General features: G+C 38.6%; 18 protein-coding genes. 6 read left to right on the forward strand and 12 right to left on the reverse strand.

The features are described 5' to 3' along the window. Positions 1 to 22: 22 nt before the first annotated feature. Genes ACYT32_RS05645 through ACYT32_RS05670 form a run of 6 tightly spaced genes read right to left on the reverse strand, consistent with a single transcriptional unit; the run spans position 23 to position 5,957 of the window. Positions 23 to 646: a malonate decarboxylase holo-ACP synthase gene (locus tag ACYT32_RS05645; RefSeq protein WP_395265068.1), complete on the reverse strand. Its 624-nt coding sequence runs from the start codon at positions 644 to 646 to the stop codon at positions 23 to 25. Continuing rightward, positions 640 to 2,301: a biotin-independent malonate decarboxylase subunit beta gene (mdcD, locus tag ACYT32_RS05650; protein WP_395265069.1), complete on the reverse strand. Its 1,662-nt coding sequence runs from the start codon at positions 2,299 to 2,301 to the stop codon at positions 640 to 642. The genes ACYT32_RS05645 and mdcD overlap by 7 nt, the downstream gene beginning before the upstream one ends. Continuing rightward, positions 2,291 to 2,587, reverse strand: a complete 297-nt coding sequence (locus tag ACYT32_RS05655; RefSeq protein WP_395265070.1) for a malonate decarboxylase subunit delta — start codon at positions 2,585 to 2,587, stop codon at positions 2,291 to 2,293. Before ACYT32_RS05655 ends, mdcD begins: the two co-directional genes overlap by 11 nt. 17 nt (positions 2,588 to 2,604) lie before the next feature. Then, entirely contained in the window at positions 2,605 to 3,396 is a 792-nt protein-coding gene (locus ACYT32_RS05660) for a triphosphoribosyl-dephospho-CoA synthase (protein WP_395265071.1), read from the reverse strand. 5 nt (positions 3,397 to 3,401) lie between these two features. Beyond that, entirely contained in the window at positions 3,402 to 5,042 is a 1,641-nt protein-coding gene (gene mdcA / locus ACYT32_RS05665; protein ID WP_395265072.1) for a malonate decarboxylase subunit alpha, read from the reverse strand. Between the two features lie 3 nt (positions 5,043 to 5,045). Then, positions 5,046 to 5,957: an ACP S-malonyltransferase gene (locus ACYT32_RS05670; protein ID WP_395265241.1), complete on the reverse strand. Its 912-nt coding sequence runs from the start codon at positions 5,955 to 5,957 to the stop codon at positions 5,046 to 5,048. A gap of 122 nt (positions 5,958 to 6,079) precedes the next feature. Between ACYT32_RS05670 and ACYT32_RS05675 the strand changes: the two genes are divergently transcribed. From ACYT32_RS05675 to ACYT32_RS05695, 5 genes are all read left to right on the forward strand, one after another. Beyond that, complete coding sequence (locus tag ACYT32_RS05675) at positions 6,080 to 6,955, forward strand: LysR family transcriptional regulator (protein ID WP_395265074.1); 876 nt, start codon at positions 6,080 to 6,082, stop codon at positions 6,953 to 6,955. Positions 6,956 to 7,039: 84 nt separating this feature from the next. Beyond that, the gene (locus ACYT32_RS05680) at positions 7,040 to 8,161 is read left to right on the forward strand and encodes an acyltransferase (RefSeq protein ID WP_395265075.1); all 1,122 of its coding nucleotides are present in this window, start codon (positions 7,040 to 7,042) and stop codon (positions 8,159 to 8,161) included. A gap of 105 nt (positions 8,162 to 8,266) precedes the next feature. After that, a complete protein-coding gene (locus tag ACYT32_RS05685) occupies positions 8,267 to 8,854 on the forward strand; it encodes an ATP-dependent Clp protease proteolytic subunit (protein ID WP_395265076.1) in 588 nt (195 codons plus the stop codon). 201 nt (positions 8,855 to 9,055) lie between these two features. Further along, positions 9,056 to 10,447, forward strand: a complete 1,392-nt coding sequence (locus ACYT32_RS05690; RefSeq protein WP_395265077.1) for a DHA2 family efflux MFS transporter permease subunit — start codon at positions 9,056 to 9,058, stop codon at positions 10,445 to 10,447. Positions 10,448 to 10,548: 101 nt separating this feature from the next. After that, entirely contained in the window at positions 10,549 to 12,285 is a 1,737-nt protein-coding gene (locus tag ACYT32_RS05695) for a hypothetical protein (protein ID WP_395265078.1), read from the forward strand. A gap of 78 nt (positions 12,286 to 12,363) precedes the next feature. Here ACYT32_RS05695 and whiA read toward each other — a convergent pair whose 3' ends face one another. Genes whiA through rapZ form a run of 3 tightly spaced genes read right to left on the reverse strand, consistent with a single transcriptional unit; the run spans position 12,364 to position 15,234 of the window. Next, positions 12,364 to 13,299, reverse strand: a complete 936-nt coding sequence (gene whiA / locus ACYT32_RS05700) for a DNA-binding protein WhiA (protein ID WP_395265079.1) — start codon at positions 13,297 to 13,299, stop codon at positions 12,364 to 12,366. Beyond that, a complete protein-coding gene (locus ACYT32_RS05705; protein ID WP_395265080.1) occupies positions 13,299 to 14,333 on the reverse strand; it encodes a gluconeogenesis factor YvcK family protein in 1,035 nt (344 codons plus the stop codon). The genes whiA and ACYT32_RS05705 overlap by 1 nt, the downstream gene beginning before the upstream one ends. After that, complete coding sequence (rapZ, locus tag ACYT32_RS05710; protein WP_395265081.1) at positions 14,320 to 15,234, reverse strand: RNase adapter RapZ; 915 nt, start codon at positions 15,232 to 15,234, stop codon at positions 14,320 to 14,322. The genes ACYT32_RS05705 and rapZ overlap by 14 nt, the downstream gene beginning before the upstream one ends. A 100-nt stretch (positions 15,235 to 15,334) precedes the next feature. On the opposite strand from rapZ, the gene ACYT32_RS05715 reads away from it, so the two are divergent. Then, positions 15,335 to 17,371: a cation:proton antiporter gene (locus ACYT32_RS05715; RefSeq protein WP_395265083.1), complete on the forward strand. Its 2,037-nt coding sequence runs from the start codon at positions 15,335 to 15,337 to the stop codon at positions 17,369 to 17,371. Positions 17,372 to 17,607: 236 nt separating this feature from the next. On the opposite strand, the gene uvrA is transcribed toward ACYT32_RS05715, so the two are convergent. From uvrA to ACYT32_RS05730, 3 genes are all read right to left on the reverse strand, one after another. Continuing rightward, positions 17,608 to 20,472 (reverse strand): excinuclease ABC subunit UvrA, encoded by a 2,865-nt coding sequence (gene uvrA, locus ACYT32_RS05720; RefSeq protein ID WP_395265085.1) that lies wholly within the window; start codon positions 20,470 to 20,472, stop codon positions 17,608 to 17,610. 2 nt (positions 20,473 to 20,474) lie between these two features. Further along, on the reverse strand, positions 20,475 to 22,484 hold the full coding sequence (uvrB, locus tag ACYT32_RS05725) for an excinuclease ABC subunit UvrB (RefSeq protein ID WP_395265087.1): 2,010 nt from the start codon (positions 22,482 to 22,484) through the stop codon (positions 20,475 to 20,477). Positions 22,485 to 22,606: 122 nt separating this feature from the next. Next, positions 22,607 to 23,851: an MFS transporter gene (locus tag ACYT32_RS05730; RefSeq protein WP_395265088.1), complete on the reverse strand. Its 1,245-nt coding sequence runs from the start codon at positions 23,849 to 23,851 to the stop codon at positions 22,607 to 22,609. Positions 23,852 to 23,853: the final 2 nt, after the last annotated feature.

A 23,853-nucleotide genomic window follows, 5' to 3' on the forward strand; every position in this document is an offset into this window, starting at 1 on the left:
TCCAAAAAAAATAGACCGAGGCCTATCTTTTTATCCAGGGATCTTTTACCAATATTGGATCTCCTAGTGTTTTAATCATCACCGATGATGAACTATTTGCATACTCTTCTAAGGAGAACCCATCATTTTCCTGGATTACTTGCAAATCTACATGAACATCAAATTGGTTTAATGAGTGCAACAATTCTTTAGCATTCGATTTAGTGATTGGTGTCATCGGCTTCCAAATCAAATCTAAGTCGCTAGTTTCTTTAGCCGTAATCGTTTTAGTAGCTAGTTCAAAACCAACACTGCCACCAATACCCCAGTGATAACCCTGCAAAATCATATTAATTTGTGGTAGAGCCTTAACTGCTGGTAATTTCTGCCTCTCAGAGGTCAATTCATTCCACTTCTCCATTCGAGCCAATTCATATGGCGTAGTGACTTTGTGTACTTTTGTGATTTCTAAATAACTACCAAAACGTTGTTCTCTTTTAGGGCCACGGATTCCCACAGGAATTTCTCCAGATATAATAGGGCTTCTTCGAACGACCACTGTTAAAGATTTAGGAAATACGTCAGTAGCCCACTGTGGTAATTTTTTATCTGATAAGTCATTAATCGAACCAATTTGCAAAAGATCATGCGGTTCTATTTTTACCATTGTTCATCCACTAACTTACGTACTTGTATAGTAGCCTTACGACCACTTTCCTTAGCAATTGGGGTCTCATAACGGAAGTGCAAGTTAGTTGGTTGATCAATCGTACTTTGGATTGCTTCATCCAAAATTGTTCTTATCTTAGCAACATTCTCTTCGGTTGCATCCCATGAACCAATTCCTTTGACAAGTTTGTATAAAGCTCCTAGCTTCTCATAATTATCAATATCGTACGCCATTGCTGGAACGTGTTTTGTAGCTTCCTCTAATTCAGCAATTGTCCGTTGTGTGATTCTAGCAGCACTAGCTTTTGACATAGCTTGAATAGTAATAGAATCATCGTCAAGCGCAATCAAACGGTTAGATTGCAGGCCATGAGCTAGGAATCCACCTGAAACAGCATCCCCTGGAATAAAGGAAATTACCGGATGTCCAGCCTGTCTTGCCTTAGCGTAGGCTGCCGCACTAGAACCAAGAGCCACATGAATACCAATCAATTCTTCTTGGTATCCATAAGCCTGACTAGGTACATCAACAATTAATATAATTGGACGCTTAACTGTTTTATTCTTGTCTTCATTAACAATTTCATTAACAACACTAGCCACCGCAAAACCTTCTTGCAATCCAACTTCACCATTTCTAACTCGTGGAAAGTCATTATCTGCATCTGGAACGATGGCAATATATTCTTTACCATCTTTTTCAGCATGTAAAACAGTTGAAACTGGGCTAGTAGCATTTTTTATACCAGTTAATTTTTCAAACCAGAGACGTCCACGACTCTTAGTTCCAGCCTTGGAACCACTTTTTGCTTCTGCAATCTCATGCTTTTTCACATTGATATTTTGATACAGCTTATCGTAATTCTTAATATTCAATTTTTTAGTTAAATCAAGTTGATCCAATAGGCTCAAATAAAAGTCAACCTTTTCAGTTCGATGAGCATCTTTTTTACTTTCGATTTCATTAAGAACTGAGGCCTTGATTGCATCAACAGTGTCATCAACCACTTCATCAACTAATCCGGTAGCGAGACGTTGTCTAGTACCCAAGGTATTCCAAATTAGGTCTTTATCGCTAGAATCAAATTCACGAACGCCAGCCTCTTGTTCAATAACCTCCGGTCCATTCAAACCAATTCTAGCTTTATTCGTCGTTATTAAGTAAGACAGAATTGATGCTGTGATTGACATTCCGCCAAATGAACCAACACGTCCTGGAATTAACCCAATAACAGGAACATATTTCTTCAACGCAATAACAACGTTTTGAATTTCTGAAATTGACAATAAACCATAGTTGGCCTCTTGTAAACGAACTCCACCGGTATCTAGTACGATGATTGGATAGATTGTCTTACCTGCCTGATTATCGGCTAATGCTTTTTCAAGTGCTGCAACGATTTTAGCACCACTGACTTCACCGATACCACCGCCTTGGAATTTACCTTCGATAGAGACAATTAAAACATTATTTCCATTGATTTGACCTTTCATCAATACAATCCCATCGTCACTTTCAGGAACAATATTTTGAGGTTCCAAATGTGGAGAAATCATGTCATCTAATGGTCCAACCAACTCTTTGGAAGTGTCATCATCTAATAATGAAAGTGCACGTTCGCGTGCGTGTAATTCAACAAAACTATTTTTCATCTTTTAGTTCCTCCAATGCTTGTGTTAAGCGTAGATTAACAACACCTGGAGTTGAACCAAAGTCGTTGATCTCAATGTTAGCTTGAATTGGATAACGGTCAAAGAAGCGTTTCAAAACATTTCCCCAAACTTCTTTAAATCCATCACTTCCAGTTACAATATTAACTTCTGTTTCTTTATCTGTTGGTCTAAGAATAACTTCGAGATCACCAGAAGCTACGACACCCACGTGTACAGGGTGAGAAATAGTTTCTTTAGTGTCGAAGTTAAAATGTAATTTTTCCATTTTTATCTCCGTTTCTATTACAAATGTTTTAAAAAATAACTTGCAGCAAATAAATCTGCACATCCACCTGGTGAAATGTTATAACTCCTAGTAAAATTCTCTAATTCTACAAATTTCGGATTATCCAGTACTGGTTTAGGATCACAGACTACTTGCTTTGACAAATTTTGAAATGCACGTAGTACTGACAAATCGCTTCGATAAACAATGTTGGTATCATTCACATTGCTATATAGGATCAACAATCTTCTCATCCAAGTCTCAAAATCATCCTCCGTTGGCCGATAAGCCAAAATCTTTGAAATATTTGGAAAACCGGCTTGTGCCTCTCCCCGAGCTCCGCTTAAGGCGTACTTTTGCTTGGTTATCATTCCGTGCGTCTTATTTGACATTGGAATAAATTTATCAGGCAATTGTGCTAACTTTTTGGCACTTTTCAAAATGGTTGTTAAATCCGTTGTCTGTTGACTACTGATAGCACTGATCAAAAGCCCTAAACTCCAAATAGCACCTTTGTGGGTATTAATGCCGGCTGTAGCCTTAAACATCTCTTGCTCGGTTATTCTCCCCAGGTGTCCAATAGTTTCACGCAATTTAAGATCAATGGGCTGTAAATAAGCCATTGATGCCATATCTGTAAAACCATTTTCTAAGCTATCGGCTGATTTATAAAATAATTCTATATTCATATCAGTATGAGAACCGTTAGACCAAGTATCAACTAAACCTGGCTTCGGTGAAAAAGAGACTTCCCATTTTAAAGACTGTACCGCTTTATGGGCAACCTGTAATAATTCTGTTTCTATCATTTAATTTATGACCAACTTCTGAATTTAGCTGGCGGATTGTATAGACCATCAGACCACTTAACTAGATCATCCATGTTTTGAGCTGCTAAAAGTGATCTCTTAGCCTCACTACGATGAACATCGAGATCTTCTGGAAGAGCCACGATACCACGCTTACGTAAATCAGCTAACTGTTTAGGATTGCTTCTCAAACCAACCGGTGTGACGCCTGCAATTGCCTCAATAGCAGCTTGTCTTTCAGCCATACTATTGGTCTTATAAAGATAAGCAATGCCTTCTTCGGTAACAATATGTGTCGTGTCCTCGCTATAAATCATGATTGGAACATTAGCTAATTTAGCTTCTTTTCTAACTTCTTCAGCATCCAAATGATCTACAAAGACTGGCTTTTTATTTGAACCAAAGGTTTCAACCATTTGTACAACTAATTTCTTACCTTTACCTAGTGGATCATCGTCGGGACGTAAGCTTTGCCAAGCCGGAGTTGAATGACGCCGACCAGTAGGATTACTACCCATATTAGGAGCACCACCAAATCCAGATAGACGACCGTTTGTTACCGTTGAGGAATTACCAAAACGATCGATTTGTAAAGTTGAACCAACAAACATGTCTAAAGCATATTGACCAGCCATTTGTCCAAATGCACGGTTTGAACGCATCGTTCCATCTTTACCAACAAAGAAAATATCTGGACGATGAGCGATATAATTCTCCATTCCAACTTCTCCACCGAAACTGTGGATAGTTTTGACCCAACCACTTTCGATTGCTGGAATTAAAGTAGGAGTAGGATTTACCTCCCAATTGGGAACAATCTTACCTTTCAAGCCTAATTGTTCACCATATGTAGGTAATAACAATTCAATTGCGGCAGTATTAAAACCAACTCCATGGTTAACTGTTTGTACATTGTGTTTCTCATAAATACCGCGAATCGCCATCATACCCATTAAAATTTGTAATTCTGAGATATTTTGAGGATCACGAGTGAATAATGGTTCCAATTGATATGGTTCATCTGCAGGAACAACAATGTCTATCCAATCCCCAGGAATATCTACTCTAGGTACTTTGTCAACAATCTCATTTGCTTGAACGATTACGATACCATCCTTGAAAGCGGCTGATTCAACGATAACTGGTGTCTCTTCCGTATTTGCACCAGTGTAAAGATTCCCTTCACGGTCAACTTTGTCAGCAGCAACCAGTACAACGTTGGGAATCAGATCAACATACAACCGTGCGTATAACTCCAAATAGGTATGGATATCACCAATTTCCATTGTCCCATCTGCAATCATCTGTGAAATTCGGGTACTTTGAGGACCGGCAAATGAGAAATCAAGTTTCTTTGCAATACCTGTTTCAAAAATATCCAAATGTTCTGGGCGTGAAACACTTGACATGATCATATGAAGATCATGAACTTTTTCAGGATCCACAGAAGCTAAAGTTTGTGATAGAAAACTAGCTTGTTTCTGATTATCTCCTTCCAGTACGACCTTATCGCCAGGTTTAAGTACACTTTCCAATAATTCTTTAGCATTTTCTGTTTTTACGAACTTACCATCTAAGATTGACGAAATACTAGCCATTTTAGCTGCTTTTGCATCACGATTTTGAGTCCAACTTCTTTTAGCCATCGATTATCCTCTTTTCCATTTTTCTAACAAAAATTCAATATCATCTAAATTCATATTATCCATGGTGATCGTCCTAAAGTCGGGGAACTTACTTTTGACCAACTTGGTAAATGTTTGCCCAGGTTGTAGCTCTATAGAAGTATCAACTCCTAATTCCTGAGCAACGTTCATCATCGTATCCCAATAGACAGGGTGAACAAGATTATTGATCATATCATACTTAACACCATCAACTCTGCGGACCGCATGACCATTATAATTAGTCAAATAGGTGCAGCTGGGATCATGCAACGATAACTTTGATAATTCTGTTTCCAAAATATCTGCTACGGATTGCATTAAAGGAGAGTGTGATGGAACTGGTACTTTTAAAAGAACTGTTTTTTGAGCACTATGCTTTTTTGCTAAATTCAAGACTTTCTTGATACTTGTAATCGAGCCAGAAATAACAGTTTGTAATTCTGAATTCTGATTCGATGTAAAAACGGGGGCCTCGGCAATATTGACTTGGTCAACTAAAGCCGAAACTTCTTTTCTAGTTAACCCAACGATTGCCCCCATGCCATAACCAGTGGGATAAGATTCTTGCATCTTTTTCGAACGAATGTAAACAATCTTAATAGCATCCGCTTCGCTAATAACATCCGCGGCAACTGCTGCTGCAAATATTCCTAATGAATGACCGGCCACAGCATCAGGTCGTTGATGAATTTTCTTTAACTGACGAACATTAAACAGTTGTAAAATCAAGATTCCTAATTGAATTTGAATTGAATCTTGATATGCCGTAACATCATCAGTTAATTCGACTCCTGTCAAAATCTTGACTTGGTCGATCAAAGCTTGTGGAACTTTTTCAAGCATTCCTGGTCGTTGACCACCTTGACCTGGAAATATCCATAAAGTTCTGATAATTGATCACCTCCATCAAATCCTTCTTATTGATCTCACAAGGTCAGTATAGAAAACCATTCATAACATGTATAATATATATAAAGCAATATACTTAACCATTTAGTTATATATGAGGTGATAATTTGAATATCAATCAATTGAAATACTTTGTAGTTGTAGCAAATCAAGAGAGTATCACAAAAGCCTCCAATATTCTTTTTGTCTCACAACCCGCCGTAAGTAAAATGATTAAACAATTAGAAGATGAACTTGGCACAAAACTTTTTGATCGGACTGGACGTACTTTGAAACTGAATCGTTCCGGAAAATTATTTTATAGTTATGTCAACGACAGTTTAGAAGAATTGGACCGTGGTATCACGGCCGTTAAAGGTGGACCGGATAAATCAGAACAACCAATTTCTCTACTCATGGAAGTAGCTTCACCTTTTATACCCACGATTGTTACTAACTTTAAACAAAAATTCCCTAACGTTAGATTAACGATTGCGCAACATAACGTTAGGGAAACTGATTTTAAACAATTTGACTTCATCATTACCAGTGGCCCGTTACAGGGATTGACTAACGTTCCGGTATTAAAGGAGGAGATTTTTGTCGGTTGGAATATCAATTACGGTTACAGTCAACAATTTATTCAGCCCTCACAATTAAAAGGCGAAAAACTAATTGGATTATCAAAAAAGAATCCACTACGTGTCACAATTGATAAATATTTCAACAAACGAGATATTACGCTTGATTACATGTATGAGGCAGATGACCCAGCTACCGTTCGTGGACTGATCGAGGCAGGTATCGGTCTTAGTTTCATCCCCTCTGTGACATGGCAGACGATTCAACAGAAAGTTCAGTTAGCCCGCCTGACACCTGAGCCACTACAAAGAACTATTTATCTCAGTTCTCCTCATCAGAAAATAAATGGAATTCAACGGGAGATCAGTAATGAATTGATTATGATTTTTCTAAATTTTCAAAGATCGGAATTAAAAATTTAGTTGATTTTTATTTTGGATGAGATTATATTGACTTTAAGCGTTTCCTTTTGTTGATCTCACAATTTTACAAAAGGAGATTTACAAATGAATAAACACAAAGGCGTTACAAGTTCGGCTGATATAGGTGACTATATGAAGGTCTTCGCTTGTACTGCTGTAATGATGCAGACTGTACTCAGTTTGGTTTTATCGACCAACCCTAGTTCTAGTGATCAAACAACGATTGGATTCCTTTATAATCTGGTCAAGTTCACTGCCCCAGCCTTTATTTTTGGTATTTTATACACGACGACTAGAACTACTAACCAAAACACATGGAAGGATTATGGTGGATATTTCCGTAAACAATGGTCTGCTCTTTTTGTACCTACGATTTGGTGGACATTAACTTATCTTTTGATTTTTCCAAGTGTTCAACAGATACGGCCTTTTAATAGTATCGGAACTTTCTTTTGGAATTTCATCAATGGTAATGCCGCTCCTCACTTGTGGTATAACACCATGATGCTACAATTCATCCTTTTGATGCCTTTCTTCTGGGCCTTAGCACATTGGGTTAGAAATGGTCCTAAGCAAGGTCTTGTTGCGGTTTCATTGACTGTTATCTTCTTTGCCGCCTGGATTTATTTCTACGACATACAAGTATTCCATGGACCTCACGAGCAAGACTGGTATTTACTAGACCGAATTTTTATTAGTTTTATTATTTATGGAGTATTCGGCGTTTTAGCTTGGATGTTTCGTAAAGAATTTGAAACCTTTATAAAAAAATCCACGCCGTTCCTCATTATTATTATCCTGGCAGTTTATTATTGGACCAATCACGAGCTGTTTAGTTTTGGCTTCCCTGTCAAATTAACGAATGCTCCCTATTACAAACCATCAATGACACTCTATGCGCTAACTGTAATAGGTTTGATTGCTGCTTTGGCGATTCACCACATCAACACCAACTCCAAAGCTCTACCTATCTTTCACTTTTTGGCAACCTATGCCTATCGTGCTTATCTCTCCAATGTTTTCTGGTTACAAGTAATCTGGCGTCTGGGTGGAAAAAATCTAACCGCAATCAATCCATTATTAGCCATTTTTGCTTGCTATATCCTAACCTGGGTATTATCATTTATCTCCGCATACGGATTTCATCTAATTTGGTCAAAAATCAAATCTCAGTTTAGACAAAATCGTCTAGAACAATCAATTTGATAACTATTTTTATTTATTGAGCTTAGTTTGTTGACCCTTTTCTGATAGTATGCTAAATTAGCACTGTGCTATTAAGAGTGCTAATTAAAAACAGGAGGCATCTAAATGTTAGTTCCTACAGTTATTGAACAAAGTTCACGTGGCGAACGTGCCTATGATATTTACTCAAGATTATTAAAAGATAGAATCATCATGTTATCTGGTGAGGTTAACAGCCAAATGGCAAATACTGTCATCGCTGAATTACTCTTCCTAGATGCTCAAGATTCTGATAAGGATATTTCCATGTACATCAACTCACCCGGTGGTTCAGTTACCGACGGATTAGCTATCATGGATACAATGAATTTTGTTAAATCTGATGTTCAAACAATTGCTACAGGTATGGCTGCTTCAATGGCCAGTGTCTTGTTGTCATCAGGTACTAAAGGCAAACGTTTTGCCCTACCAAATTCAACTGTCCTAATTCATCAACCACTTGGTGGCGCTCAAGGTCAACAAACAGAAATTGAAATTGCTGCCCAAGAGATCTTGAAGACAAGAAAGAGATTGAACCACATTTTGGCTGATAACTCTGGTCAAACCTTTGAAACACTTCAAAAAGATACTGATCGTGATAACTACATGACAGCTCAAGAAGCGAAAGATTATGGTTTGATTGACGAAATCATGACCAACAAAGCTGGTAAGTAATTTTTACAGTATTAACAAAATGTCTACCCTTTAATTCTAATATGGAATTGAAGGGTTTTTTGTTGTCTAATTAGAAAAAAGAAACGATTCATAGTGTGATCAAAATTACTTCTGGTTCAAAAACGGGCTTAGAATTGGACAGCTTTTTGATTTTAGGCTATCCTTAAATTGTTATTAGACTAAACAAAAGAAGGGGTATTTATGAATAAGGGTGAAATTCAAAATAGCTTAGCCCGCAAGTTGTTCATCATAACTTTGTTGTCCGGAACCTTCACAATGTCGATCAGTCAATCTTCACTTTCAACGGCTTATCCAACATTAATGAAATTCTTTGGCGTTAATGCGCCCACAATCCAATGGTTAACGACTGGCTTCATGCTGATTATGTGTATTATGATGCCGATCAGTCCTTGGCTATTAAATAATTTTTCATTTAAAAAAATCTTTTTGAGCGTGGTCGCAATTTTTGGGCTGGGAACTTTGATTATTATTTTGGCACCAAACTTTCCCATGGCCATGCTAGGACGTGCTTTAGAAGCTATTGGCGTTGGTATTCTATTTCCATCATTCCAATCGGTTCTGATGACCATTACGCCTGAGTCAAAACGTGGTGCCACAATGGGTTATGCTGGTCTGGTCATGGGTTCAGCATTAGCAAGTGGGCCAATTATTTCTGGTATTGTTTTGAACTTTTTACAATGGCAAGGATTATTTGTCATTTTCCTCTTGATCATGATCATAATTTTTATCAGTGGTCTCGTTAATATCAAAGATGTTATGCCTCGCCACAAGGCAACTCTTGATTCGATTTCAATTATCTATTTGTTAGGTTTGATTGGTTTGCTCTACGTTGTCAATCAAGCTGGGGCTACGAAGAGCTTTGGTCTTGATTTGGTTATTTTACTAATCATCAGTCTCATTTTGACTGTCTTATTTATCCATCGACAGTTAACTAAGCAAAAGCCATTACTCGATTTGAAGGTCATGAAAAACTTCAACTTTGATTTAGCTGTTTTGTTAACAGGCTTTTCTTACATTTCTTTGATTGTCGTTACTATCATCTATCCACTGTATTATCAAAATATCTTACATGTGTCCGTTCTTATGTCAGGACTCGCACTAGTGCCACCGGCAATTTTGTTGAGTATTTTAAATCCATTAACAGGTAGACTAGCCGATCGCATTGGTTTTAAATCGACTCTAATTATCGGGATGTCGATGATCGTTATCGGCTGGTTCTTACTATTCGTGCTGCATTTCAAGCTGTCGATCTGGCCAATGATCCTTATTGCGACTCTGATTGAAGGCGGAAATGCTTTCGTAATGATGCCAGCCACTACTTTAGGTGGCAATTCATTATCTGAGGAACTCATTCCCCATGGAACGGCCATCATTACTACTGTTCGTCAGCTTTTAGGATCGCTTGGCGTCAGTTTAGCTACCTTGATTCTTGTGACAACTAACCAAAATCATCATTTACCAGCTAACAACGGTTTGATTGGTTATCAAAGAGTCTTTGCTTTCTTCTTTGGGATGGCAATTCTTGGTTTCATCTTTGCCCTCTTGATTAAAAATAATAAAAAACAAGCTTAAACTAATAGCATTCGATTATTTGGTCGAATGCTATTTTTGTGTTGCTTTAAAAAGCTGTATAATTAAGTTCTGGATTATTTATACATATAGGAGTAAATATTTTGAATTCAAAGAATAAACCAGCACTTCAAACCCTTGCTCTGGTCGTTATTTTTTTCTTAGCCTTATTTATTTGGACCATATGGCAATTCCATTTTAATTATATGGTTTCCATGTATGATACCTTTTTCCATTCAGCACGTATCTATGAAATTAGGACTGCCTTTTTACACCATACTTTGCCTAGTTGGGTGAACTTCAACACTTTCTTTCATACAGGACAGGCTATCAATGGCATGTATCCTGACTTTACTCTCTGGCCATTGGTCTGGATAACCAACTTCTTGACGCCGATTCATCAACTAATTGCTATCAAGTCGCTGATATTTGGTTTAACTTTTGTCGTCTCATTTATCTCGCTAAACAAGCGTTTTGAAATGCGTAATGCTGTCTTGGCTGCAACGATTTTCACCTTGTCTGGTTCCGCACTCAAAGACTTAACCAATGAAATGCAGACCGGTTCTGCAATTGTAATGATTTTTGCTTTTCCGCTACTCTTTACTTTAAAAGAGGCGGTTGAGAGTAAAAAAATCGACCCGCCGCTAATTATCAAAACTGCGCTCTTAATGACGATCGTCATCAATTCTCACTTGTTAAGTGCAGTCGTTATTGCTATGATGACGGGGATTTTTCTAGTCATTGTCACCCTAGTAAAGAAAAACTTTGTGGCCTGGATTAATCTCATAGTCGCTTCCTTCTTAACGATTATCCTATCGGCGCCAATTATTTATCGACTCATTAGAATTTCGAAAACTGGTTTATTAGCACCTTTTGGCAAAGGTCACGTTAACAGTGATCCGATTTGGACACTATTCTTAACTACTAGTTGGAACGCTAAATCAACTATCTCAGTCACCGCAATCATTTTAATCGTCGTAACTTTAATCGGTTTAAAGAAAGACAAATTAAAACAACTCTTACCTTGGATGTATATTGAATTAGCACTGCTGCTCTTCAGTTCCAATATCGTCCCCTGGTCAATTCTAGGTCGATTACCGATCCTAAACACGTTCCAATATGCTAGTTGGCGCTTTGCCCTATTCTTAGGCATGGTACCGATCATCTTGGTTCTGATCAACTTCAATTCGCAAAATACCCGTAAAATTTTCACCTTGATGGTGATTTTGTCTTACGGTATGGCGATCTTCTATTCTTTCTTTGACCAATATCATAAAGTATCCAATAGCCCTATCATAACGGCCAATTCAACTAAAATTGTTCCCAATAATGACTATGCCAAGCTCACTTCAACAGGAATCAATAGTCCAACCTTAATGAGAACTTTGATTCCTGACTACGCACCTAACTCAGTTCCGATGCAAAAAGACTCTGACGGTGCTAGCTTTGATCCCCAAGTAGTCTACTTGATTTCTCATGACTTAGCCGTTACCAAACAACGAGACATCCCTTTGCAACAAACTGCCAACGTCAATACCACGACATTATCCGCTAACAATGTTTCTAAAGGGACTATCACTTTACCGGTTTTTGGTTACCGCTCGTTGAATTACCAAGTAAAAGTTAATGGTAAAGCATCAGCTTTCAAAATAAATCCTGCCGGCTTCATTACAATTGACAATCCCACATCTTTCAAACATGTCAGCTATCAGATCACTCAAATTCAACCTCGACTTTACCGCCCTTTAATTTGGTTATCATTTAGCTTGTACCTTCTTTTAGGCTTGATATTGTTAATACCTAAAATCAAAAATTTCAACGCTAATTTTGAATTATTTTAGTCATCAAAAAATGCGACCCAGCCGTTAGATTATTATATCTAACGATTAGGTCGCATTTTTTTGATGAAATTAGTATTTTTAAACTCGTGCTTCTTCAGCCAACTGGTTGAGTTTTCTCAAACGGTGATTGATACCCGACTTAGAAATAGGCCCACTCGGAACCATATCGCCAAGTTCTTTTAAAGAAACTTCGGGATTTTCCAGGCGCAAGACAGCTATCTCACGTAATTTATCTGGAAGTGAATCAAGACCAACTGTAGCTTGCAAATGCTTAATATTTTCAATTTGACGTTCGGCAGCGGCCACAGTCTTATTGATATTGGCATTCTCGCAATTCACCAAGCGGTTAACTGAATTTCTCATATCACGGACGATACGAATATCTTCGAATTTCAACATTGAATTAGTAGCACCGATCAACTGTAAAAAGTCAGCTATTTTTTCGGCTTCTTTCAAGTAAACGATGTAACCATTGCGTCGCTTCGTAGTTCTAGCATTCAAATGAAAATAATTCATCATTTGGGCAATGCCTTCGTTATGATTTTCGTATAATGAGTAAATCTCTAAATGATATCTCGAAGTTTCAGGATTATTAACGCTTCCGGTAGCCAAGAAAGCTCCCCGTAAATACGAGCGCATCCGTTGATCTTCATTCAAGACTTCTTCAGGCACATCGGTATTGATTGACAGTCCTGATTCATCCAAAATATCCAAATCAGTTAAAACTTTATTCGTATCATGTTTTAAACGAACTAAATATTGATTATTCTTCTTTAACTTCATCTTTTTACGGACAAGCAATTCAGATTCCATGCCGTACTTTTGCTTGATCAAAGAGAAGATCCTGCGAGCAATTGCGGCATTTTCAGTCTGTGCCGTCAAGACGAAGTGATGGTTTTGTAAACTCAAAGAACCATTCATCCGCAACAAGGCTGACAATTCAACTCGGGCATGTTCGGGATGAACTACTAATTTTGTGAGCTCTTGTTTAACCTCACTTGCATATGAAACCACTAACGTCTCACCTCATTTTTTCTATTTCCTGATTGTAAGGAAAGATTGATAATTTCTTTGGCTACTTTTTCACCATCATGAAAAGCACCTTGATCATGCAAAGACAAGAAATCATCTTGAACGACTTTACAGCCCAGTTCTCGTAAGCTCTTAAAATCGGTTTCTACTTGATTGACATATTCGTCATATTTCTTGTGATTCATGTATCCTTTAGGAATTTTCCGGGTATTGACTAGCACGGTATCGATAAAGTGTCCGCCCAGATGACGGTTCAATACTCGAACGTGATCAGCATCAGTAAAGCCCTCTGTTTCACCAATTTGGGTCATAATATTACAAATATAAACAACCTCGGCTGATGTTTGTTTGACGGCTTCACCAATGTCACTGATCATCAAATTAGGCAAAATACTAGTAAACAAGCTACCTGGTCCCAAAACAACTACATCAGCCTGCATGATTGAAGCAATGACTGAAATAACTGAATGTGGTTCTTCATCAGGATCATCTGAATTGGTCACCCAAACTCGCTTAACGTGTTTACCAGAATGGGTAATTTCATGTTCTCCGGCTAATTCGGTACCGTCGGTGAATTCAGCGTGCAAAGTCAATTTAGTATTGCTAGCTGGATAGACGTGACCATCAACGTGCATCATCTTCGACAATTCTTGAACGGCGTCAAAGATATTAGGTGACATTTCCGTTAAAGCTGCAATGATCAGATTTCCGATCGCATGGCCTGAGAAAAAGTCATCGTTAGTCTTAAAACGATACTGAAAGACATCTAAATCAACTTTTGGTAGATCTGACAGTGATGCTAAGACATTTCGAATATCCCCAGGAGGGACAACGTTAATGTAGTCACGAATGATACCAGATGATCCCCCATCATCGGCAACTGTGACGATTGCAGTGATATTAGCATCCATATTTCTTAAACTGTTTAAAACAACTGGTAAACCAGTTCCCCCACCTATAACTACAACGCGCGGACGACGTCCTTTAACAACCCGAACAATCCTATTTGTTGCCATGTTCTATTACCTTCTTTTGCGATTTTTCCATGTCTCGGTGAGTTATATCAACGTAATATTTCTGTTTCAAGTCTGTTCCCAACCGTTGTGCGATGGCTACAGAACGATGTTGACCACCAGTACAACCAATGGCGATCGTCAAACTAGTCTTACCTTCTTTTTCATAACCAGGAATAATATCCTTCAATAAATCGTAAAATTTGTTATAAAAGTTTTTCGTTTCGGCGTCATCCATGACATAATCATAGACGGGCTTATCCATTCCAGTTTGCGTTTTTAATTCCTTGATATAAAATGGATTTCTCAGGAAACGAACATCCATGACAATATCAGCGTCGATCGGCAAACCATATTTAAAGCCAAATGACATCACTTCAATGTGGAAGGTTGGTACACTAGAACTCTCTTGAAAGTGATCAAAGATCTCTTCTCGTAATTGTCTAGGTGTTAAATCAGTCGTATCAATTTCCACTGAGGCCCGATTCTTCAACTCTGAAAGTAGTTCTCGTTCTTTTTCGATACCATCCAAGAGCCGACCTTCCATAGCCAATGGGTGGCTGCGACGTGTTTCTTTGTAACGTGAAACCAATTCTTCATTGGAAGCATTCAAAAAGAGGATCTTCATATCGACTTTTTGATGTTTCTCTTGTTCATCTTCATCCATCTTAGACAGCATGGAAAAAATTTCATCATAAAAGGCACGTGATCTAATATCAACTACCAGTGCGACTTTCTTGATCTTGCCCGATTCGTGAACTAACTCCCAAAACTTAGGAAGTAAGTTAGGTGGCATATTATCAATACAAAAATATCCTAAATCTTCAAAGGATTGCATTGCAACAGTCTTACCTGCACCACTCATCCCTGTAACAATGACCAAACTAAGCATATCTTCTGCCATTTTTGCACCTCACATTCGCATATAAGCATACCATAACATGCCGGGTGTGTCAGTTTTGAGGATGAAATTAACTAAAAAATTCTATTTGAGGGGAAAAAACATGAATGCTGTTTTTCTAATCCTGTTATTGATTGCGGCAGTAGTTATTGCCAATATTATTTCTGTAAAATTTACTAAGATACCAATTGCTTTTATTCAAATTTTAGCTGGGCTATGCTTGGCTCTCTTACCAATTTATCAACATTTCAAACTAGAACCAGAAATTTTTCTACTGGTGATCATTTCAGTCTTAATGTTTAATGATGGACAACATACTAGTCTAGCGCGTTTGTCACACCAATTTGGAGCTACGTTCTCACTGGCAGTCTGTTTAGCCATGGTTTCAATTATTGTTGTGGGCCTGGTGACACATTTGATCATTCCAGCTTTACCGCTTGCCTTAGCCTTTGCACTAGGAGCCATCATCACGCCCACTGATGCTGTGGCTGTCAGTTCGATCACTAATAATATGCTTGTTCCTACCGACGTCATGAAAACACTTGAAAATGAATCACTATTCAACGATGCTTCTGGTATTGTGGCCTTGAACCTAGCTATTGCCTCGGCCGTTACCGGAAAGTTTTCCGTTTGGAACAGTATTGGCAATTTTTCATATGTCTTTTTTGGTGGAATTATCTTGGGAGCAATTTTAGGGGCAATCATCGTGGCTGTGCGATTGGGGCTGATCAATATGCACGTCGACGCACCATCAGTGATAGTTCCATTTACCCTCTTAACGCCCTTTGTCGTCTATCTAATCTCTGAAGCCGTCGGAGTTTCTGGAATTTTAGCAGTGGTAGTCACAGGACTGATTCACGGTATTCAACAAGACCGCTTGCGTTTGACCAGTTCTCGTTTACAAATTGTTATGACAAGTGCTTGGCAAATCGTTTCAAGCTTATTGAACGGTATCGTCTTTGTACTCTTAGGACTTTCTCTACCAACAGTTATCATCGACTTGCGAAAAGACAACACTAGCTCAGTCTTTATTCTTTTAGGAATCGGTATACTGTTATACCTTTTGATGACACTGCTGCGCTACTTATGGACTGATTTAGATTTTGCTCGCATCAGAGCTTGGAACAAGCATGACAAAAGATCCAATAGCTTAGTCATGGCTCTGTCTGGTGTCCATGGAACTATCACTCTAGCAATGGCCTTCTCCTTACCATTGACACTCAACGGACAACCTTTTCCTTATCGAACTGATATTATCTTTGTGGCAGCGGTCGTAATCTTGACTAGCTTAATCGTACCAACTTTTATTTTGCCTTTACTACTACCTCAGCAAGTTTCAAAATTCACTGAAGAGGAATTAGCCCAAGCTAAGGAACTGATGGTCAACAATGCTATCATTACTATTCAGAATGGTCATAGCACCGATATCAACACCAGCCAAGTGATCAATATTCTTGATGGTCAAAGAAGAATTGCGGGCCACATCAACAAAGCCAAGTTGGATATTGTGTTTGATAATTGCTTTGAATTGGAACGTCAGACTATCGATGAAATGGTTTCAAAAGGCCAAATCACCGAACTCAACGCTAATTTATATATGCGAGTGGCCAAACGAACCATTTTGCAATATCAACAGAGCAATTGGCAAAGACTAGGATTATTTTTAAAATTCAATTTGATCGAAAGATTTGCTTTTAACAAACGAAGTCGAAAACGTCGCCAACTTTATCGCCAATTAAAACACCGTCAAACTGGTACTCGTGAACAAATGATTCAACAAAATAAAGATATGTGGCAACAAATCGCTAAAACTGAGCAAGTACCATATGAAAAAATCAAGGCTTATTTGAATCGCAGTCTGCTAAACGATAAGGAAAATAGTCGCGAGATCAATTTAGTTCGTCGGGCATATGACGAAAGGCATCGCCGTCTCAACAGTAGTTTTAATCAACAAAGTGACTTTGAAACTTCTCAAAACGAATTACTTATCAAAGCTTTTCAACAAGAAAACAATTTTGTCCAGTCAAAAGTGGCCACCAATGAATTCAGTTCAGAGTTAGGCAGTGCTTTATATGAGCAAATATCGACTGATCAATTAGTTTACTTACAATCTATCAACGAAGAGTCCGGCAGGAGTTAGCTTATAATCACTGGCTATTCACCTAATCAAAAAACTGGAGTCGTTTGAACATATTATTAGTTCAAACGACTCCAGTTTTTTCTCGTTTAAAGTGCAAGACTTCGACCTTTCCCAGAACAAAAAAAGAACCATACCTGATTAAGGCATGATTCTTCATAAAAGGTCTCACCAGACAATTTGGTTAACTTCAACAACTAAAACTTCCTTTTAATTCTTGAATGGACCGATAAATTTTTTTAGCTGTTGCTTACTTTTGAAGCCTCTTTCGTACGCTTGGTGTCACGTTCTAAAATCGGCTTCAAATATTGACCAGTATAACTATCTTTAACTTTACTCAACTTCTCGGGAGTTCCGGTACCAACGATTGTACCTCCACCTTCGCCGCCTTCTGGTCCAAGATCAATCAACCAGTCGGCTGACTTGATTACATCGAGGTTGTGTTCAATGACTAGTACTGTATTGCCTTCATCAACTAACCGTTGCAAAACAGTCAATAATCGTTTGATATCATCAGTGTGTAATCCAGTAGTAGGCTCATCTAGAATATAGAAGTTCTTACCGTTTGACTTCTTATATAGTTCAGAAGCGAGCTTCATTCTTTGGGCTTCACCACCAGAAAGCTGGGTTGCCGATTGTCCCAGCGAAACATAACCTAAACCAACATCAACGATTGTTTGAAGCTTACGTTTGATCCGTGGAATATTGCTGAAGAAGTCTAAGGCTTCTTTAACTTTCATATCCAAAACTTGAGCGATATTCTTCCCTTTATAGGTTACTTCCAAAGTTTCAGAATTATAACGTGTGCCATGACAAACTTCACAAGGCACATAGACATCAGGTAAGAAATTCATTTCAATCTTGATAATTCCATCGCCCCGACAGTTTTCACAACGGCCACCTTTGACGTTGAATGAGAAGCGGCCTTTCTTATAACCCCGAAGCTTAGCCTCGTTAGTTTGAGCAAATAAGTCTCTAACATCATCAAAAACTCCAGTATAAGTAGCGGGATTACTTCGTGGCGTACGACCAATTGGACTTTGGTCGATGGCAATCATTTTTTCCAAATGCTCGTAACCGGTGATTTTCTTATATGCACCTGGCTTTTGGGAATTATGATTCATCTTTTGGGCTAAGGCTCGTTTCAAAATCATATTGACTAACGTTGACTTACCAGAACCGGAGACCCCTGTCACAACAGTAAATTTACCCAGTGGGAATTTTACATTGAGATTCTTAAGGTTGTTCTCTGCGGCTCCATAAACTTCAACATATTCACCATTACCTTTACGACGAGTTAATGGCACTGGTACAAATTTTTTACCAGATAAATATTGGCCGGTCAGTGATTTAGGATTGGCTTCAACTTCTTGAGGAGTCCCTGCCGCCACAATCTGTCCTCCAGCTTCTCCAGCTCCAGGACCCACGTCGATCAAATAGTCAGCTGCTCGCATCGTATCTTCATCGTGCTCAACTACAATCAACGTATTGCCCAGATCTCGCATCTTCTTTAAGGAACTGATCAGACGATCGTTATCTCTTTGGTGCAAACCAATTGATGGTTCGTCCAAAATATACATGACCCCAGACAAGTTTGAGCCGATTTGAGTTGCCAAACGAATTCGTTGGGCTTCACCACCAGACAAAGTTCCAGCGGATCTTGATAAGGATAAATATTCCAAACCAACATTGATTAAGAAACTCAAACGGTCTCTAACTTCTTTCAAAATTGGCTTAGCAATAACCGTATTTTGTTCACCTAAAGTGATTTCTTTAAAGAATGGCAATTCATCTTTAATTGACATATCTGAAACTTCAGCAATATCCTTGCCACTGATTTTAACTGCTAAAGCTTGACGATTCAAACGCTTGCCATGACAAACCGGACATTTGAGCTCGGTCATATACTTACGCATAACTTCACGGGTAAAGTCACTGCTAGTCTCATGATAGCGACGATCGATATTAGGAATAATTCCTTCGAATGGTACATCGACGTCACGAACACTACCAAAATCATTTTCATAATGGAAGTGGAAAGTTTTGCCATTTGATCCGTTTAAAATAATATCTTGATCTTTGGCTGGTAATTTCTCAAAAGGCGTATTCATGTCGATCTTAAATTCTTTAGCAGCTTGGGCCAACATTTCCGGATAATATTGTGAGCTGATGGGATTCCAAGGTTCAATGGCACCCTCGGCTAAAGTTTTACTTGGGTCGGGAATAACTAAGTCCAAATCGACTTCTAGCTTCACACCTAAACCATCACAATTTTCGCAGGCTCCAAAGGGAGCATTGAAAGAGAACAAACGCGGTTCAAGTTCGCCGACAGTAAAACCGCAAATTGGACAAGCGTTCTTCTCTGAAAAGACCATCATGTCCTGTCCAATCACGTCCACATTCATATAGCCATCTGATAAACGTAAAGCAGCTTCAACGGAATCAAAAAGACGTGACTTAATATGGTCGTTGATCACGATTCGGTCGACAACTACGTCAATATCATGCTTTTTATTCTTATCTAGCTCAATATCTTCACCAATATCACGAGTCTCACCATCAACTCGAATACGGACATAACCTTGCTTCTTAATTTGATCCAAGGCTTTTTTGTGTTGACCACGTTTAGCTCGAACGACGGGCGACAAAATCTGGAGTTTTGTCCCCTCGTCTAATTTAAGAATTGAATCAACCATTTGTTGGGCTGATTGACTAGTGATCTTCGTACCATCATTGGGACAAATGGGTGTCCCAACACGAGCCCAAAGCAACCGCAAATAATCATTGATTTCAGTTACGGTACCAACAGTTGAACGAGGATTTTTAGAGGTTGTCTTTTGATCAATTGAAATGGCCGGACTCAATCCATCGATTGAATCTACATCTGGCTTGTCCATCTGTCCTAAGAATTGTCGTGCATATGAAGACAAACTTTCAACATAACGCCGTTGGCCTTCTGCATAAAGCGTATCAAACGCTAAGGAACTCTTTCCCGAACCTGATAAACCAGTCATAACTACCAGCTTATCACGAGGAATCGTCACATCGATATCCTTTAAATTGTGTGCACGTGCACCATGAATAACAATTTTATCGTTTAACATATTTATTTCATTTCCGCCTTTAATTCCAAAATCGAGTCACGCAAATTGGCCGCAGCCTCGAAATCAAGTTTCTTAGCTGCATTTTCCATCTGTTCTTTTAGATTAGCAAGTAAATCTTTTTGTTCTTGCTTAGACATATCTTTGAAGTCGATATCGTCATTGATCTTTTCTGTTTCTGATGAAGAATTATCAACTTTCTGGAACATTGAAATGGCATCTCTAATTGGCTTAACAATCGTCTTTGGAGTGATTCCGTGTTCTTCGTTGAACTGCATCTGCAATTTCCGACGACGTGCTGTCGCATCGATTGCACCTTTCATTGAATCAGTAACTTGATCAGCATACATGATAACTTTTCCGTTCTCATTTCTGGATGCACGTCCAATAATCTGGACTAGTGAACGTTCAGCTCGCAAAAAGCCTTCCTTATCTGCATCCAAAATTGCAATCAAGGAAACTTCCGGAACATCAATACCTTCACGCAACAGATTGATCCCAATCAAGACATCAAATTTACCCAAACGTAAATCTCGGATAATTTGTGTTCGTTCCAAAGTCTTGATATCACTGTGTAAATACCGCACCTTGATTCCTAGATCCTTGAAGTAGTCAGTCAGATCTTCAGCCATCTTCTTAGTTAAAGTCGTGACGAAGACTCTTTCATGACGTTCCACTCTTTGATTGATCTCGCCAACCAAATCATCGATTTGACCCATAATAGGCCGCACTTCAATTTCCGGATCGAGTAGACCTGTTGGACGGATAATCTGTTCTGCCTTGTTGTCGGTTCTTTCTAATTCATATGGACCTGGAGTTGCAGAGACATATAGAATGCGGTTAACATGTTGTTCAAATTCGTCAAGTTTCAATGGTCGGTTATCTAGGGCACTTGGTAGACGGAAACCATAATCTACCAACTGTTGTTTTCTAGCACGATCGCCATTATACATCCCACGGATTTGGGGCATCGTGACGTGAGATTCATCGATCATAATATTGAAATCTTTAGGGAAGAAATCTAGCAAAGTAAATGGTGGTTCACCTTCAGCTCGGCCTTCCATGTGACGAGAATAATTCTCGATACCAGAGGTATAACCCATCTCACGCATCATTTCGATATCATATTCCGTCCGTTGTTGAATTCTTTGTGCTTCTAGTAACTTACCTTCTTTGGTAAATTTAGCAACTTGGACATCCATCTCATCCTTGATTCGTTTGAGAGCCTCTTCCATCTTGGAATCACTGATCATGAAGTGAGTTGCTGGGAAAATTCCGATATGATCCATCGAACCTTTAACTTCACCAGTCAAAGCATCCATTTCGATGATCCGGTCAATTTCATCACCAAAAAATTCCACTCGAATCGCATTGTCATCCCTTGAAGCAGGGAAAATATCGATCACGTCGCCTCGAACCCGAAAGCGTCCACGTTGAAAATCGATATCGTTACGTTCAAATTGGTTTTCGACTAATTCTTCTAGCAATTTATCTCGGGAGATCTGTTGTCCAACTCGCAAGGAAATAATACTATCAGCGTACTCTCGAGGATCACCTAAACCAAAGATACAAGAAACTGAGGCCACAACAATTACATCATTTCGTTCCAATAAAGAACTGGTGGCAGAGTGACGCAGTTTATCGATCTCATCATTGATACTAGAATCCTTTTCGATATAAGTATCGCTTGAGGGTACGTAGGCTTCGGGTTGGTAATAGTCATAGTAACTGACAAAGTACTCAACCGCATTGTTAGGGAAAAACTCTTTCATTTCACCATACAGTTGTCCAGCCAAAGTCTTATTGTGTGAGATGATCAACGTCGGCTTATTCAAGTTCTTAATCACATTTGCCATCGTGAAAGTCTTACCAGTACCAGTGGCACCTTCCAAAATGACTTCTTTATCGCCAGCTTGAAAATCTTTGGTTATCGTATCGATTGCTTGTGCTTGATCACCAGCTGGAGCATATTTAGAAACTAAATCAAATTTATTATCGGTTATTCTATCTATCACGGACTAACTTACCCCCTCTTAAGCTAAAAAATACATCTAATCTCACTTGAATTAGATGTAATTAATTTCGGCTTATTTCGCTGGCTCTATATTAACATACCGAACATATTTTCGCCATATATTTACTTATCTGCTGTTAAATGCGGTAACATCAAGAAAATCACTAATCCAATCAAAAATAGGATACTCAACGATGCCGCACCAATGGTAGATTTTCCTGTTATTTGCGTCACAATTCCCACTAATACAGGTCCTAAGACTGCAGAAAATTTACCTAAAATATTATAAAAGCCAAAAAATTCACTCCCAGATTCTTTCGGAATCAGCTTTCCAAAATAAGACCGACTGAGCGCTTGAATACCACCTTGACTAGTACCTACAAGCACTGCCAAGATCCAGAAATCTATTGTCGTCGTCAATTTCAGAGCATAGAGACAGATTCCTAAATAAAGCACGATTGCTAAAAGAATACCTTTTCGAGTGGAAAAATTGTTAGCAATCCAACCATACAGAATAGAAAATGGAAAAGCGACCAATTGCACCACTAACAAAACGATCATCAAAGTTGTCGTCGTGATTCCCATATCCATTCCAATCGAGGTTGCCATCGTAAAGATAGTGTCAACACCATCGATATAAAAAAAATACGCTACTAAAAACCAAGCTGCAGCCCGATATTTTCTCAAATGAGTAACAGTCGTCCAAACTCTCTTAAAACTAGAGATAATTGGATGTGGGTCTTCTGGTAAAGAATAGACTTGGCGAACATTTTTCAATAGCGGAATAAAGAAGATGATCCACCATAAAGCTGCCAAGACAAAACTCCAACGGGCAACACCATAGCTCGACAACATACCAAAGCCACTCGTTAATTGTAAAACTAAGAACAAAATAAAGGCGATAACTCCGCCCAAATAGCCAAAAGCATAACCGTTAGCTGACAACGAATCCATCGTCTTATTATCAGCCACGTCGGTCAAAAAACTATCATAAAACAAATTTCCACCGGAATAGCCGATGATCGATAAGATATACACAAATAACAATATCTGCCATAAATTTGGTGGCAATAATGCTAAACCTAACGTCATCACGATCCCCAAGAAAGAGAACATACTCAACATTTTCTTTTTGTGATGAGGGTAATCAGCCAGAGCACCTAAAACCGGTGCCAAAATTGACACGATCAAAGTACCAAAACTATTCGCATAGCCCCAAAAAGCCGTTGCATTTGCTTGAGAAACCCCAGCATTTTGAGCGATAGATTTAAAATAAACTGGTAAAACTGCCGTCGTCACGATGATCCCATAGCCTGAATTAGCCCAGTCGTAAAAGATCCAACTCCACTGTTTCTTATTGAATTTCATAT

The sequence above is a fragment of the Companilactobacillus sp. FL22-3 genome (genome assembly GCF_054881455.1).